General features: G+C 70.7%; 12 protein-coding genes and 1 pseudogene. 6 read left to right on the top strand and 7 right to left on the bottom strand.

Translation table 11 applies throughout. The features are described from left to right. Positions 1–262: 262 nt before the first annotated feature. On the bottom strand, positions 263–3,955 hold the full coding sequence (locus ABZ857_RS03100) for a hypothetical protein (RefSeq protein ID WP_357036601.1): 3,693 nt from the start codon (positions 3,953–3,955) through the stop codon (positions 263–265). A 188-nt stretch (positions 3,956–4,143) separates the two neighbouring features. Between ABZ857_RS03100 and pyrE the strand changes: the two genes are divergently transcribed. Further along, positions 4,144–4,701, top strand: coding sequence for an orotate phosphoribosyltransferase (pyrE, locus tag ABZ857_RS03095; RefSeq protein WP_357036598.1), 558 nt, complete (start codon positions 4,144–4,146; stop codon positions 4,699–4,701). Here pyrE and ABZ857_RS03090 read toward each other — a convergent pair. Then, positions 4,658–5,896, bottom strand: a complete 1,239-nt coding sequence (locus tag ABZ857_RS03090; RefSeq protein WP_357036595.1) for a transposase — start codon at positions 5,894–5,896, stop codon at positions 4,658–4,660. The two genes, pyrE and ABZ857_RS03090, sit on opposite strands and share 44 nt — an antisense overlap. Before the next feature lie 36 nt (positions 5,897–5,932). On the opposite strand from ABZ857_RS03090, the pseudogene tnpA reads away from it, so the two are divergent. Then, positions 5,933–6,274, top strand: a pseudogene (gene tnpA, locus ABZ857_RS03085) (IS200/IS605 family transposase); the annotation flags it as partial. Here tnpA and ABZ857_RS03080 read toward each other — a convergent pair. Together ABZ857_RS03080 and ABZ857_RS03075 are read right to left on the bottom strand one after the other, a co-directional pair. Beyond that, the gene (locus tag ABZ857_RS03080; RefSeq protein ID WP_357036591.1) at positions 6,271–6,705 is read right to left on the bottom strand and encodes a hypothetical protein; all 435 of its coding nucleotides are present in this window, start codon (positions 6,703–6,705) and stop codon (positions 6,271–6,273) included. The pseudogene tnpA and the gene ABZ857_RS03080 overlap by 4 nt on opposite strands. A 246-nt stretch (positions 6,706–6,951) precedes the next feature. Beyond that, on the bottom strand, positions 6,952–7,632 hold the full coding sequence (locus ABZ857_RS03075; protein ID WP_357036588.1) for a VTT domain-containing protein: 681 nt from the start codon (positions 7,630–7,632) through the stop codon (positions 6,952–6,954). Positions 7,633–7,808: 176 nt separating this feature from the next. Here ABZ857_RS03075 and fbaA point away from each other — a divergent pair, with 176 nt between their 5' ends. The 4 genes from fbaA (at position 7,809) to ABZ857_RS03055 (ending at position 11,950) form a co-directional block, all read left to right on the top strand. After that, positions 7,809–8,831, top strand: a complete 1,023-nt coding sequence (gene fbaA, locus ABZ857_RS03070; protein ID WP_079314587.1) for a class II fructose-bisphosphate aldolase — start codon at positions 7,809–7,811, stop codon at positions 8,829–8,831. Between the two features lie 218 nt (positions 8,832–9,049). After that, the gene (locus ABZ857_RS03065; protein WP_193202056.1) at positions 9,050–9,472 is read left to right on the top strand and encodes a DUF3151 domain-containing protein; all 423 of its coding nucleotides are present in this window, start codon (positions 9,050–9,052) and stop codon (positions 9,470–9,472) included. A gap of 194 nt (positions 9,473–9,666) precedes the next feature. Continuing rightward, positions 9,667–10,950 carry an adenylosuccinate synthase gene (locus ABZ857_RS03060; protein WP_357036584.1) on the top strand — a complete coding sequence of 428 codons (1,284 nt, stop codon included), beginning with the start codon at positions 9,667–9,669 and terminating at the stop codon, positions 10,948–10,950. A 73-nt stretch (positions 10,951–11,023) separates the two neighbouring features. Further along, entirely contained in the window at positions 11,024–11,950 is a 927-nt protein-coding gene (locus ABZ857_RS03055) for a glycerophosphodiester phosphodiesterase family protein (protein WP_357036581.1), read from the top strand. A gap of 180 nt (positions 11,951–12,130) precedes the next feature. Here ABZ857_RS03055 and ABZ857_RS03050 read toward each other — a convergent pair whose 3' ends face one another. The 3 genes from ABZ857_RS03050 to ABZ857_RS03040 form a co-directional block, all read right to left on the bottom strand. Then, the gene (locus ABZ857_RS03050) at positions 12,131–12,325 is read right to left on the bottom strand and encodes a ferredoxin (RefSeq protein WP_357036578.1); all 195 of its coding nucleotides are present in this window, start codon (positions 12,323–12,325) and stop codon (positions 12,131–12,133) included. A 20-nt stretch (positions 12,326–12,345) separates the two neighbouring features. After that, positions 12,346–13,542 (bottom strand): cytochrome P450, encoded by a 1,197-nt coding sequence (locus ABZ857_RS03045; protein ID WP_357036575.1) that lies wholly within the window; start codon positions 13,540–13,542, stop codon positions 12,346–12,348. A gap of 190 nt (positions 13,543–13,732) precedes the next feature. Continuing rightward, positions 13,733–14,851: a magnesium and cobalt transport protein CorA gene (locus ABZ857_RS03040; protein ID WP_357036572.1), complete on the bottom strand. Its 1,119-nt coding sequence runs from the start codon at positions 14,849–14,851 to the stop codon at positions 13,733–13,735. Positions 14,852–15,099: the final 248 nt, after the last annotated feature.

Here is a 15,099-nt window from a genome sequence, read left to right as displayed (position 1 = left end):
CAGCTTGTGTGGGAAGTCCCGCCGCCGGTCGGCGATCCGTCCGTCCTGGGGACGAATGCGAGCGATGCCGGAGGACAAATCGGCCGGGTACGGGCGGGAACTACTGGTCGTGGGGTCGCCGCCGAGCTGGCGCAGAGGCGAAAAGCCCGCGGAGCTGGTGTAAGACCGCAACGAGAATCCTTCCGGGCGGGCGACCGGCGGTGAAGTCAGGAAGACCAACCGCCGACGGTTGGACTCCCCTCCCTTCGGCGAGAGGAGGATGTCACGACCACGTTCTTGCGCTCACGACAGCGACGCCGAAGAAGACGGGGTCACGCCGGGTGGCGAGCTGGAGTGCGGGGCGGGGTCCCAGGAGGGCGTGGAGCGTGTCGACCGCGACGCCTCCGGAGTCTTCCCGGCCCAGGGCATCCGTCCGCGACCGGTCGTCCCGGCCGCCGCGAACCCGATCACTCATCGTGACGACCCCCGCCCTGACCCCCTCGCCGTTCCACACCATCAGGTCGATCCGCGCGGGCGCGCCGTCCGGGGCGAGGCCGTCGAGAGGGAGCCGCAGGGCCTTCTCCTCGCTCCCGACGACCGCCGCGGCGTCCAGGACCAGGGCCCGCGTGTACGGCTGCCGCGGGTCCGCGGCCATCACCACCAGGCCCCAGGCGGCGTGCCGGACCGTTCCCGTGGGCGCCGGGGCGCCCGCGACCCACCAGCGGCCCCCGCCCGCCGTACGGACGAGAGATGTCACGTCGGCGAACGCCTGATAACCGGACCCCGTGGGCAGATTCCGCCGGGCGACCTCGGCGGCGTGCAGCGTCGTGTATCCCGGCATCCCCGGAGCGCGCACCCGGATGTCATCCGCGGGAACCGCCCTCCGGCCGCCGCCGGACCAGTAGAGACCCGCCCACAGCACCTCGCCTCCGGCAGGCAGGTCGAGATCGGCGCAGCTGGACGTACGCGTCGAGGGGTCCCTGTCGAGGTCGACCGGCACGCTCACGCCCGAGCCCCGGCCCCGGCCGGCCACCGCGGCTCCGCAGGGGGCGGCCGGCGCGGCGGAGCTCACGAGCGCGTTGCCGACGACCCGGGCGACGAGGCGGCCGTCCGCGGCGAAGCGCGCCGCGGCGCCCGAGGCGCGCACCCCCACGGTCGATTCGGCGCTGGTCTCCAGCCGCCCCGACCGCACCCGTACCGTGAAGGGCCGTCCCGCGGGCGCGTCCGCGGCCACGGCCACCTTCAGGAAGATCGCCGTCACCTCACCGGCGGCGAGCGGTCCCCGGACGCACCGCACCACTCGGCCCGGCACCAGGCGGCCCGGCACCAGGCGGCCCGGCGCCTCGCACGACCAGCCGTCGCCCGCGCCGCTCCCCGTCGGTGCGCGGTCCGCGCGCCCGCCCGCCGCACGCCCCTGACCGGCGCCGCCGCCCGCCTCACCGTCCTCCTGCACGGCACCGCTCTGCCCCACGACATCGGGCTTCGCCTCGTGGCCCTTTCGCGTACCTCCGCCCGCCGCGCGGCCCCGGCCTCCGTGCTCGTCCTGATCCACGTAGCGGACGCCGGGCGGGAGGGTCACCGTCGCGGCGACTTCTCCGGTGGCCGCGTCGCCCGCGTTGCGCAGCCGTACGGCGACGAGCCCGGACTGGCCGCGCAGCAGGGCGCCGAGCGGGTCGACGGCGGCGACGAGCGCCTCCTTCGCCTTCCTCCCGCTCCCCACGGCCTTCCGGGCCCCGGCGTCGCCCTGGCCCGATTCGTCGCCCTGGCCCGATCGGGCGTGCTCACGGGCCTCACGGCCGCGCTCCTCGGCCCCCGGGCGCCCCTGCGCCTCGCCCGGCCGCACACGTGGGGTGCGGTCACCGACCGGCCGGGGGGCGCCTGGCTCGTGCCGGTCACGGGCCCGCCCCTGCGCCTGCCGTGTCCCGGCCTGCGCGCGAGCCTGGGCACTACTGCCCTGAGCCCTGCCTTGAGCGCTGTCCTGGGCGTGGGCCTCGGCGCGTTCCTGGGCGTGGGCCTGAGCGCGGGTCTGGGCGCGTTCCTCGGCGCTTTCCTGGGCGTGGGCCTGGGCGCGATGGTCCTGGTAGGGGCGCCGGGAGAGTCGGCCTCGCACCCGTTGCCGCTCGGGGGCCGAGCCCTGTGAGGCGTCCGCGTGGCCGGAGTCCTGATCCCGGCCGGCGAGGACGGTGGTCGTATCCGGCTCGCTCACCGGACGCCTGCTCGCCTGCCTCCCGCTGTCCTGCCCGGCGCCCCTTGCACGGTCACTCTCCCGGCCGGCAACCGTGTGCTGTCCGCCTGCGCGGCCTTGGGTGCCGGATGCCGCCGCTCGTCCGTCGCCGTGACGTGGGGCCGGGTGGTCCTCGCCCGTCCGGCCGGAAGCGGGCAGCGGTCCCGGGGCCTCCCGCGCCGTGGCTTCTTCCCGCGGGGCCTGCCGGTCCGCACCGGGCGCGACCCTGCCGGTGATCTCGGGCATGCCGAGCGCGATGCCCGCGCTCGGCGCGTCGGCACCGCTCCCGGCCGCCGAGTCCTTCGTGGTCCCCGGCGTCGGGACGCTCACGGCTGTCCCGGGCGTCTGGGCGCTGTGCCTCGGCGGATCGTACGGCGACGGGCTTTCCGCCGGTCCCGCGTGACCGGTGGCGGTCCGCGAACGCGAGGCGGCGCTGACCCCGGGTTGCGGAGGGTCCAGAGCCCGCGTCCCGCCCTGGCCTCCTGAGCCGCCCGTGTGAAGCATGCCCGTCGGCTGCGCGACGAGCAGGAAGGCGGCCGTCGCGAGGCCGGCCACGGCGACGCCTCCCAGCACCGCACGATGCGGCGTGGGCACACTCCGCACCAGTGCGGACAGCCGCGCCAGCGCCGCCCGCGTACGGGCGAACGCCGCCCGCGACACCGCGCCCGCCTTCGCGCACGCGCGCCGGATCGTCCCCCGCGTGCGGACGTACACCGCCCGGGGCACCGCACCCGCCTTCGCGCAGGCGCGCCGGGTCGTCGTCCGCGCCCGGCCGTACGCCCCGCGGAGCAGCGCGTCCGCCCGTTCGCGCGCAGGCCCTGCCGGGCCCGTCCCGCCCCGTGCGGCCCCGACGGCCCCCCTCACGCGGCGGTCCGCGCGGCTCGTCAACGCCTCCATGTGATGGCGAACGGCATCCAGCCGCGCCCGCGCCCTGCCGCCCACCCTGCCGCCCAGCCTGCCGCCCAGCCGGCCTTTCGGTCCGCGCCCGCTCGTCATGCCGCCGCCGTACGACCGCGAGCCCGTGGTGGTCGCCGCGGCGAGGTCGGCGAGGTAGTCGTCCACGGCCGGCCCGGCGACGAGCTGACCGACGACGGCCCGCAGTTCCTGCGTGAGATCGACCATCTGGAGGAAGACCGACCGGCAGTCGATGCACTCGGCCACGTGGGCGTCGACCGCGCCGGCCTCCTGCTTGGGCAGACCGTTCTCGACGTAACGAATGATCAGGGACAGGATCGGCCGGCACTCGGCGCGAGGGCCGTTCTCCAGGTGCAGCCGCAGGTAGGCCTCCCGCAGGCCCTGACGGGCCCTCCGGGCGAGATAGGCCGCGCCCCTGCCCGACAGGCCGAGCAGCGGCCCCGCCTCGGCGGGCCTGCCGTCCTCGATCTCCATGTGCCACAGCAGCATGCGCCACCGCTCCGGCAGCGAGCGGTACGCCCGGGCGAGCGGCGAGCGCTCCAGCCCCGCGAGTTCGGGGTCCACGTAGAGGGAGTCGCCGTCGGCCAGATCGACCACCCCGGCGGCGGCGTAGCGGCGCACCGACGCGAGGAGATAGGGACGGAACGCGGAGGCGGGGCCGCCACCCCGCCGCACCACCTCCAGGACTCTCGCGAAGGTCTCGACGAGGAGGTCCTCGACGGCGTCCTCGCTCTGCACCACCTGCCGGGCCAGAGACCGCGCGGCGGCCGAGTGTCGCCGGTAGAGCGTCCCGAAGGCCGCCGTGTCGCCTCCCCGCACGGCCTCAAGCAGTTCCATGTCGGTATGCCGGACTTCTCTACGCATTGCGACCTCGCGATTACGATGAGTTGCACCGCGATACATTCCGCAGTGCATGTCCTGGCTAAACCGCTGGAGCCTCTTTACTCTCAGTAGTCTTCGCACGCCACATCCGGCCACCGGGCCCGTACGGCCCGCACGCCGGGACCGGCCGTACGCTGAGCCTCATGAGTGACCGCGAGAGACTGCTGGACGAGATCAAGAACAAGGGCATCGTGCACGGGCGGGTGGTGCTGTCCTCCGGCAAGGAGGCCGACTGGTACGTGGACCTGCGCCGCATCACCCTGGACGGCGTGGCGGCGCCGCTGGTGGGCCGCGTGATGCTGGACCTCACCGAGGACCTGGACTACGAGGCGGTCGGCGGTCTCACGCTGGGCGCCGACCCGGTGGCGACGGCGATGCTGCACGCCGCGGCGGCCCGTGGGCGCACGCTCGACGCGTTCGTGGTGCGCAAGGCGGGCAAGGCCCACGGCCTGCAGCGCAGGATCGAGGGTCCGGACGTCGCCGGACGCCGGGTGCTCGCGGTGGAGGACACCACGACGACAGGCGGGTCGGTGCTCACCGCCGTGGAGGCGTTGCGCGAGGCCGGTGCGCAGGTCGTGGGCATCGCGACGATCGTGCACCGGGGTGGCGACGAGGCGCTGGCCGCCACCGGCGTGCCGTACCGCTCCGCCTACTCGCTCACTGATCTGGGGATCGCTTCACAGTCAGCTTCTCGGCCGTGAACGACCGAGCTTGCAGCTCCTCGCCGTCGGTGGATTCGACGGTTCGGGCCGCGTCGTCGGCAGCGTGACTCACTGCCCAGCCCGCGACACCGCGCGCGGCGATGTTGCGGGCTGCGTTGACGTCGGCGTGCTCAGCGAAGCCGCACGACGTGCAGGCGAAGGTTTCCTGGTCGGGCCGGTTCCTTTTGTCCACGTACCCACATGAGGAGCAGGTCTGGGAGGTATAGGCCGGATCCACGTGGATCACGGCGACTCCGGCACGGGCCGCCTTGTAGGCGATGAAGCTCCCCAATTGGTGGAAGCTCCACGAATGCAGCGCGACCCGCTGGGGCTTGCGGAGCCGTACCCGCTCACGGATACCGCCCAGGTCTTCCAGGGCGATGCCGCGTCCGGTGCGTTCTGCCTCGGTCACGATCTGCTTGGCGATGGCGTGGTTGGTGTTCGCGGCGAACCGCGCCTCCTTGCGGCGGCGCCTTTTCAGCAGCCGTTTGGCGGACTTGGTGGCCTTGGCCTGCAACCGGCGGCGTAGCCGGCGCTGCCGGTGGCGGTGGGCGTTCAGGCCCTTGCCACTGTGCCGGACCCCGTCGCTGGTGGTCGCGATGTTGGCGATTCCCAAATCCACGCCCACAAAGGCGTCCGGGACGGCGATGGGCCGGTCGGGGACATCGCAGGTGGCGATCAGAAACCACATCCCGTCCCGGCACACCAGATCCGATTCGCCTTTGCGATAGGCGGCCAGCATCGTGAGCTGTTCGGCAGATGCGGTGAAGGCAACATCGCGCACCCTTCCCGCCGTCGTCCAGATCGACACCGTACGAGCATCGATCCGCCACGACAGGCACCGGTCATCGAAGGGCTGCGCGGCATCGGCGCGGAAGGTGATCGGTTTGGAAGTGGCGCGGGCACGGCGTGCCGATCCTTGGGGGCCAAGGTTACCGTTGCGGATGTTGGCATGCAGGGTGGTGTAGGCATCGGCGACCTTCTTGATCACATGCTGGGCGGCCTGCGCCCCCAGCCCGCGTGCCTTCAGCTCGCGGTAGGTGTGCCTGCGCAGCGCGTACTCGCGCCGGGTCCCGGTGATGAAGGCCACCCGTGAGACGTGGTTGGCGGCCTCATTGACCGCGCGCAGGGTGAATTCCAGCGCCGCCGCCTGCTCGCGGGTCGGCAGGAGTCTCACCTGCACTACCAGTCTCACATTCGAACAAATTACCAATCGATCTATGTCGCCGCGATGGGAATCCGCCTCGATATCCGACGAGGACGCAACGTCGTCTCCACGCTGCACGCGCATTTGGTCTTCACACCCAAGTACCGGCGGGGTGTGTTCACCGGCGAACTCCTGCGCCGCTGCGAAGAAACCTTGATCGAGGTGTGCGACAGTTTCGGCGCCGAGCTGGTCGGGTTCACCGACGAACACGACCACGTCCACCTGCTGGTCCGCTATCCTCCCAAGGTCGCCCTGTCCACCCCGGTCAACAGCCTCAAGGGTGTCTCGGCCCGGCTATTGCGCAAGGAGTACGGGCCCCATGTACGCAAGTATCTGTGGGACGGCCACTTCTGGTCCCCGTCCTACTGCGCCGGCCGCTTCACACTGAACGCCTGCCGCTCGCCGGGCGGCCCGGGGGACCTGGCGGTGCCGTTCTCGAAGACCTCGACCGTGCTCGCGTCGTCGAGGACGACGTCGAGTTCGGGCTGGAAGTAGGACGCCTGCTCGCCCCGGGCCAGCTCCCGGTCGATGAGCACGTCGCCGCCGGGCACCCGGACGAACACGGGACACCGGTCGGCCTGGCAGAGCACGCGGACGGTGGGCACGCGGGGCGTGGAGGGCGCCGCGGATGGCCGCGCCGACGGGGTGGAGGACGCGCCGACGGCGGGCTCCTCCGAGCCGAACGTGGACAGCAGCGCTCTCGCGCCGACCACGATGACGGCGAGCAGCAGCACGACCGCCAGGCCGACCAGCGCCAGCCTGGCGATGCCGAGGGGATCAGACCTGTGGCGTCCCACAATCGGGAGAGTAGCGGGTGTGAGGCATATCTCAGTACTGACCGGTCACTTCTTGTGCGGTTGCACTTTCCCGCAGGTCATCCGCCATCTCCCGACGCATCCCCGGTCTGCCCTCCGTGCGGCTCGCGGGCCGGCCCGCGCTCCCGGCCGCGTCGCCGCGGAACGTGGGTTGTGCCACGGCACGATCAGACCACCGGACAGCCGTCATGAGGCGCCGCACCGGCGGGCGTCCACTACCGAGGGTGTCTACCGGGGGGCGTGGTGGCGGCCCTTGGGGACCGCGGCGGCGGCCCGGCGGTTCTTCATGACCTCGCGCACGATCGGGATCACCGACAGGAGGATGATGACGAAGACCCCGGGAAGGATGTACTTGTCGATGCCCTCGACCTTGCTGCCGAGGAAGTACCCGAGCAGCAGCAGGGCCTCGACCCAGACGACACCGCCGAGGACGTTCCAGACGAAGAAGCGGCGCGCGTCCATCTCCAGCACGCCGGCCACCGGGTTCATGAAGGTGCGGACGATCGGCATGAACCGCGCGGCGACCACGGCCTTCGCGGGACCGAACTTCTCGAAGTAGTACTCCGCCTTCTCGACGTGCTCCCTCTTGAACAGCCGGGAGTCAGGCTTGTCGAACATCCTCCTGCCGACCTTCGCCCCCAGGAAGTGGCCCAACTGCGCCCCCGCGATCGCCGCCAGCGGCGCGCCGATCAGCAGGGTGGGCAGTGACAGAGGCGCGATCCCGAATCCCTGCGCGGCGGCGGCGGTGCTGAAAATTCCAGCGGTCACCAACAGCGAGTCACCGGGCAGGAAGAACCCGACGAGCAGCCCCGTCTCGGCGAATACGATGGCGATGACGCCGATCGTCGCGAAGGCGCCGAGCATGCTCAGCCACCACTTCGGGTCAAGAAGGTCCAAGAGCACGTCCACGGGGCGAGCCTACCTGTCCCAGATGAGATGAGACTGAGAAGCGGCAGAGCTGTGGAAAACCGTGAATCGCGGAATGACCGCGGCTTTCCCGGCGCCCCACATACCCGGCTTTCCCGATCGGCCCGGCCTTCGGGATACTTGCCACGCCGCATACCGTCAGAAGGAGATGACTTCGCATGCCTATCGCGACTCCAGAGGTCTACGCCGAGATGCTCGACCGCGCCAAAGCGGGCGGCTTCGCGTACCCGGCGATCAACGTGACCTCGTCGCAGACCCTGCACGCCGCGCTGCGCGGCTTCGCGGAGGCGGAAAGTGACGGGATCATCCAGGTGTCGACCGGTGGCGCGGAGTTCCTCTCCGGCACCACCGTGAAGGACATGGTCACCGGGTCGGTGGCGTTCGCCGAGTTCGCCCGTGTGGTCGCCGAGAAGTACCCGGTGACGGTGGCGCTGCACACCGACCACTGCCCGAAGGACAAGCTCGGCTCGTTCGTCCGCCCGCTGCTGGAGATCTCCGCCGAGCGCGTCGCGCGCGGCCAGGACCCGCTGTTCCAGTCGCACATGTGGGACGGCTCCGCCGTGCCGCTGGACGAGAACCTCCAGATCGCCAGCGAGCTGCTCGACAAGACCGCCGCCGCCAAGGTCGTCCTCGAGATCGAGATCGGCGTGGTCGGCGGCGAGGAGGACGGCATCGTCGGCGAGATCAACGAGAAGCTCTACACGACGCCGGAGGACGCGCTGGCCGTCGCCGAGACCCTCGGCCTGGGCGAGCGTGGCCGCTACATCGTGGCCGCCACCTTCGGCAACGTGCACGGCGTGTACAAGCCGGGCCACGTCAAGCTGCGCCCGAGCGTGCTCAAGGAGATCCAGGACGCCGTCGGCGCCAAGTACGGCAAGGAGAAGCCGTTCTCGCTGGTCTTCCACGGCGGCTCCGGCTCCGCCCTGGAGGAGATCCACGAGTCGATCTCGTACGGCGTGGTGAAGATGAACATCGACACCGACACGCAGTACGCCTTCACCCGCCCGATCGTGGACCACGTGTTCCGCAACTACGACGGCGTGCTGAAGGTCGACGGCGAGGTCGGCAACAAGAAGGCCTACGACCCGCGCGCGTACGGCAAGGCGGCCGAGGCCGGCATGGCCGCGCGCGTGGCCGAGGCGTGCCAGCAGCTCAAGTCCGCGGGCACCAAGATCAAGTAAGGGAACGGGCCCGGCGGGAACCGGCAGATCGATCTTGTATCGATCTTCGGACTCCCGCCGGGCGGCCCATGCCTGGACCGCCGACAGCAGGTAAGACGGCCGGGAAGCGGCTTCTCGCTTCCCCCAACCGGGGTCGGCGACAGACGAGCCCTGCCCGTCGAAAACAAAAGGACGGCTGCAAGGGAGCGGTCCGCAGACAGGTAAATTACTCTGATCAAATGGAATCGCACGAGAACCTCCTTGCCGGCCCGCCGCCCACCTTGCTGCCCGACACCCCCGAGGCGCGGCAGATGCTCGAGTCGGGCGCCAAGGCGGCAGACGTGGCGGCCCGCTTCCCCGCCTACTCGGCGGCCTGGGCCGCTCTCGCCGACGACTACTTCGCCGCGGGTCACGCCGTCACCTCGTACGCGTTCGCGCGCACCGGTTACCACCGGGGTCTCGACCAGCTGCGCCGGGCGGGTTGGAAGGGGCACGGGCCGATCCCGTGGGAGCACGAGCCGAACCAGGGGTTCCTGCGCTGCCTGAACGCCCTCGCCCGGGCGGCCCAGGCGATCGGCGAGAAGGACGAGGCCGAGCGCTGCGCCCAGTTCCTGCGCGACAGCAGTCAGGCCGCCGCGGAGGCGCTCACCGCGAACTCCTGAACGAGCTCCCGCACGAGCTCCCGCACGAACTCCTGGACGAACTGCCTGAACGGGGCCGTACGCGGAACGGCCGGGCCTGTCTCGCGACTTAAGACTCCGTTCACCGTCGGCATGCCCCTCAGGTAGTCTCTGTGTGCAAGAGGCCCCTGCCGCGCTTGCGTCAGGGGCTTTCGTCTTGGTGCGGGAGTTAGACCATGCCGGCTGTCGTTCTCGTTGGCGCCCAGTGGGGCGATGAGGGCAAGGGGAAGGCCACCGACCTGCTGGGTGGTGACGTCGACTACGTCGTTCGTTACCAGGGCGGCAACAACGCGGGCCACACCGTCGTCATCGGCGACCAGAAGTACGCGTTGCACCTGCTGCCGACGGGTGTGCTGTCGCCCGACGTGGTGCCGGTGATCGGCAACGGCGTGGTCGTCGACCCGGGCGTGCTGCTCAGCGAGATCGACGGGCTGGCCGAGCGGGGCATCTCCTGCGACCGGCTGCTGATCTCGGCGAACGCGCACCTGATCATGCCCCAGCACAAGGCCATCGACAAGGTCAGCGAGCGTTTCCTCGGCAAGGCCAAGATCGGCACGACCGGCCGCGGCATCGGCCCGGCGTACGGCGACAAGATCTACCGCATGGGCATCCGGGTCCAGGACCTGCTCGACCCCGGCATCCTCGGCAAGAAGATCGAGGCCGCGGTGGGCGAGAAGAACCAGATCCTCACCAAGATCTACAACCGCCGGGGGCTCGACCCGGCGAAGGTGCTGGAGGAGTACCTCGGCTACGCCGAGCGGCTGCGCCCCCACATCGCCGACACCTCGCTCGTGCTCTCGCAGGCGCTCGACCAGGACAAGGTCGTGCTGCTCGAGGGCGGCCAGGGCACGCTGCTCGACATCGACCACGGCACCTATCCCTTCGTGACCTCCAGCTCCCCCACCTCGGGCGGCGCCTGTGCCGGCTCGGGCATCCCGCCGACCCGCCTGACCAGGATCATCGGCATCCTCAAGGCGTACACCACGCGCGTGGGCTCCGGGCCGTTCCCGACGGAGCTGCTGGACGAGCAGGGCGACTGGCTGCGCCGGACCGGCGGCGAGTACGGCGTGACCACCGGCCGCAACCGCCGCTGCGGCTGGTTCGACGCGGTCATCGCGCGGTACGCCACCCGGATCAACGGCGTGACCGACTTCTTCCTGACCAAGCTCGACGTGCTGTCCGGGCTGGAGCGGATCCCGGTCTGCGTGGCGTACGAGGTCGACGGCGTCCGCCACGACGAGATCCCCATGACGCAGACCGACTTCCACCACGCCACTCCGATCTACGAGGAGCTGCCGGGCTGGCAGGAGGACATCACCAGCGCCAAGACGTTCGAGGACCTGCCGCCGAACGCCCAGGCGTACGTCAGGGCGCTGGAGGAGATGAGCGGCGCCCCGATCTCGGCCATCGGCGTCGGCCCGGGCCGCACGCAGACTATTCAGATTCGCTCCCTTATCTGATGATTGGTGGCGTACGCGCCCGGAACCGGAGGGTTCCGGGCCGCGGACGGGCGAGGCGGTAGGGTACGCCGCTGTGCATGGAAACGTTGAGCTGCACGGGCACCGTGGAGCGCGGGGCCTGAGGCCCGAGAACACCCTGCCCGGCCTGGCCTTCGCGCTGGAGCTGGGGGTCGACGCACTCGAGTTCGACGTCGCCATGTCCGCGGACGGGCAGCTCGTGCTCACCCACGACCTACACGTGTCCGCGGTGACCAGCGCCGACACGGGCATGGCCGTTCCGGGGGACGAGATGTTCCCCTACGTCGGCAAGCCGATCATCGCGCTCACGCTGCCGCAGCTGCGCACCCTCGACGTCGGCGTACGGCTGCCCGAGCGGCCGGACGACCGCTTCGCGCTCACGCAGGTGCCCTTGCCGGACACCCGGATGCCGACGCTCGGGGCGGTGCTCGGCCTGATCGGCGCCCTCGGCGCCGACCACGTGCGCCTCCACGTCGAGCTGAAGTCCGATCCCACCCGGCCCGACCTGTGCGCCGACCCGCGCCGCTTCGTGGAGGAGGTCGTCGACGAGCTCGACCGGCACGACCGGCTGTCGAGGGCGGCCCTGCTCAGCTTCGACTGGCGCGTCCTGGAGATCGCCAGGCCGCTGGTCGAGCGGCGGTACGCCCTGGTCGAGCGCGACACGATGACGCCCGCCTGGATGAACGGCATCCGCCTCGGCGAGGTCGGCGGCGACCTCGCGGCGGCGGCCGCGGCGGTGGGGGCGACCACGCTCTCCCCCGACCGCGTGCTCGTCGACGAGGCGCTGATGGCCGGGGCGGCCCGGCAGGGCCTGCCGGTCGTGGTGTGGACGGTCAACGACCCCGACGAGGCCGCCCGGCTGATCGACATGGGCGTGGCCGGCATCGTCACCGACTACCCCGACCGCATGCGCCGCCTCTGGAAGGCCCGCGGCCTGCCGCTGCCCGACCCCGTGACCCCGCTCCGCCCGGTGGGCGCCTGACCTCTCGGACAAGGGAAGAGCCCCACCCGAAGGCGGTTTCCTCAACCACCGGGCGGGGCTCCAGGGTCACCCACAAGAACGGCTTGCACAGCCGATTACCAGCCAAGCCCATCGGACCGTACCCGTCAACTAGCTGAGCGTCACCCGGCCCAGCGTGCCATCGTCACGGTCCGTACGGATTCACTCCTCCACGGACAGCGCGCCCGACGGGCAGAGCTGCACGGCCCTCTTCACGGCGGGTGCGAGGTCGGCCGGAGGCTCGGCGTCGAGCACCACGACCGTCCCGTCGTCCTCGCTCTGGTCGAACACCTGGGGCAGCGTGAGCACGCACATCCCCGCACCGATGCACCGTCCGGTGTCCGCCTTGATCTTCATCGTTCCCCCAGCTACTTCCCTCACCAGAGCACCGGCAGTCGGTGCACACCGTATATCGCCATATTGGACCGCAGCGGCACCTCCCGCGCCGGTACGGCCAGGCGCAGGTTCGGGAAGCGGCGCAGCAGGGCGGGGAAGGCGATGCGCATCTCGATGCGGGCGAGCTGCTGGCCCAGGCACTGGTGGACGCCGTGCCCGAAGCTGAGATGCCCGTGCGCCGGCCGGGTCACGTCGAGGGCGTCGCCGCCCTCGAACCGTTCGGGATCCCGGTTCGCCGCCCCGATGGACAGCGTCACCGACTCGCCGGCCCTGATCAGGGTGCCGCCGACCTCCACGTCCTCCAGGGCCGTACGGGTCGGCCCGATGTGCACGATGCTGAGGTAGCGCAGCAGTTCCTCCACCGCGTTCTCGACGGCGGCCGGGTCGTCCCGCACGGCGGCGAGCTGCTCCGGGTTCGTCAGCAGCGCGAAGGTGCCGAGGCCCAGCATGTTCGCGGTCGTCTCATGACCCGCGATGAGCAGCAGCAGCCCTACGCCGCCGATCTCCTCGGTCGTCAGCTCTCCGCCCGCGGCCAGGCCGCTCAGTATGTCGTCGGTGGGCTCCTTCGCCTTCATGGTGACCAGGCCGTGCAGGTAGGCGAGCAGGTCCTTGATCGCCGCCCGGATGTCCTCCATGGACGATTCCAGGTTCACCAGCACCGCCGAGTCGCGCTGGAACTTCTCCCGGTCCTCGTACGGCACGCCGAGCAGTTCGCAGATCACCAGCGAGGGGATGGGCAACGCGAAGGACTCGACGAGGTCGGCGGGGGCGCCCTCGCGTTCCATGGCGTCGAGGCGGCTCTCGGTGATCTCCTGGATCCTCGGTTCGAGCTGCTTCATCCGCCGTACGGTGAACTGCCCGGTCAGCAGACGCCGGTATCGGGTGTGCTCGGGGGGATCCATCCGGAGGAAGAACCCCGGCGTCAGCGGCTCACTGCGGAACTCCCCGCGCTGGGGGATCGGCGAGTGCAGCAGTTCGGTGCGGGTGCTGAAGCGGTTGTCGGCCAGAATGGCCCGCGACTCCGCGTACCCCGTCACCAGCCAGCCCTCGTGCCCGTCCGCGTACGTCATCCGCTGGATCGGCGCCTCGTCACGGCGGCGTGCCAGTTCGTCCGGCGGATCGAAGGTACGTTCCCGAGCGAGGGGGAAGGTCGCCAACCGGGGTGTCGCCTCTGTCATGACACGCTCCTGCGAGAGTGGAAACGGTCGATGTGTCGAGCGGCCCGCTCCCCCCACCTAACAACATCATCTGACATATCGCAATGACCGATTGCTCATGATTCCGGTCATGAAGCGTACGGGTGACGACACCGAAAGCCATACTCCCGGGACGCGCGGGACGGGCGTCCCGGGGGGGAGAGACGTGGGGTCAGAGCCAGCCGTTGCGGCGGAAGGCGCGGTGCAGGAGCGTGCAGGCGACGACCATGACGCCGATCACGATGGGGTATCCGTACACGGACTTGATCTCGGGCATGTGCTCGAAGTTCATCCCGTAGATGCCGGCGATCATCGTGGGGACCGAGATGATCGCCACCCAGGAGGAGATCTTGCGCATGTCCTCGTTGGCGAGGGCGTTGGAGCGGGCCAGGGCGGCCTGGAGGATCGAGTCGGACAGCTCGTTGGACGACTGGACCTGCTCGCACACGCGGGACAGGTGGTCGCCCACGTCGCGGAAGTACTCGCGCATCTCGGAGGGGATGCTGCGCCGCTGGGGAAGGGCGTTGAAGGGGGTCTGGAGCGGTCCGACGGCGCGCTTGAGCTCCAGCATCTCGCGCTTGAGCTGGTAGATCCTGTTGATGTCGCGGGAGCTGACCTCGGCGAAGACGGCCGCCTCGACCTCTTCGAGCTCGGCCTGCATGAGGTCGGCGACCTGCAGGTACTTGTCCACGACGTGGTCGGCGATGGCGTGCAGGACGCCCGTCGGGCCGCGGCCGATCAGCTTGGGCTTCGACTCCAGCTTCTCGCGGACGTCGCCGAGCGGGCAGTGCCGGCCGTGCCGCACGGTGACGACGAAGTCGGGCCCGACGAACACCATGATCTCGCCGGTGCCGATGATCTCGCTGCTCGCCGCCGACACCTCGTGGTCGAGGAACGCGACGGTCTTGAGCACCACGAACAGCGAGTCGCCGTACCGCTCGACCTTGGGCCGCTGGTGGGCCTTGATGGCGTCCTCGACGGCGAGCGGGTGCAGGCCGAACACGTCGGCGAGCCACTCGACCTCGGGAGCGGCGGGCTCGTGCAGACCGACCCAGACGTACGCGTCGGGCACCTCGTTGGCCTCGTTGTGCTCGCGGACCAGGCGCACGGCCTCGGGAATGCCGTCGGCGTCGATCTTCTCGCCGCCGACGTACGCGCCGAACTCGACGAGGGAGTTGCTCGGCGGCACGCAGCGGACGACCGGATCCGCGTTCACCGGCGCGGCGCTGAGATGCGTGGACATGACGCGGGTGTGCCTGTTGATGCGGGGAAAGAGCAGAGAGGAGCGCATGGCGGTCCCTTCCCGCCCGAGCCGACACGCTCTACGCGCGACGTGATGTCACCCCTTCATACAGGCGTGAGCTGCCCCTCGGGCTTCAGTTTCGGAGTGGTCGGGAATGCGCACGACGTACGTGCGCGAGCACGTACTGACGGGATCACCAGAATTCATCCCAGACCACCTCCAATCGCCACGAGACAGCGCGAAGCCTATCTAACCTACCACACGGCCGTTGGACACCTGTTCCAGGTTACCCGCGT

The organism is Microbispora sp. NPDC046933 (assembly GCF_040644635.1).
Classification (GTDB): domain Bacteria; phylum Actinomycetota; class Actinomycetes; order Streptosporangiales; family Streptosporangiaceae; genus Microbispora.
Note: the sequence above shows the minus strand (reverse complement) of the source record. Positions and strands in the feature narration are given on the sequence as shown.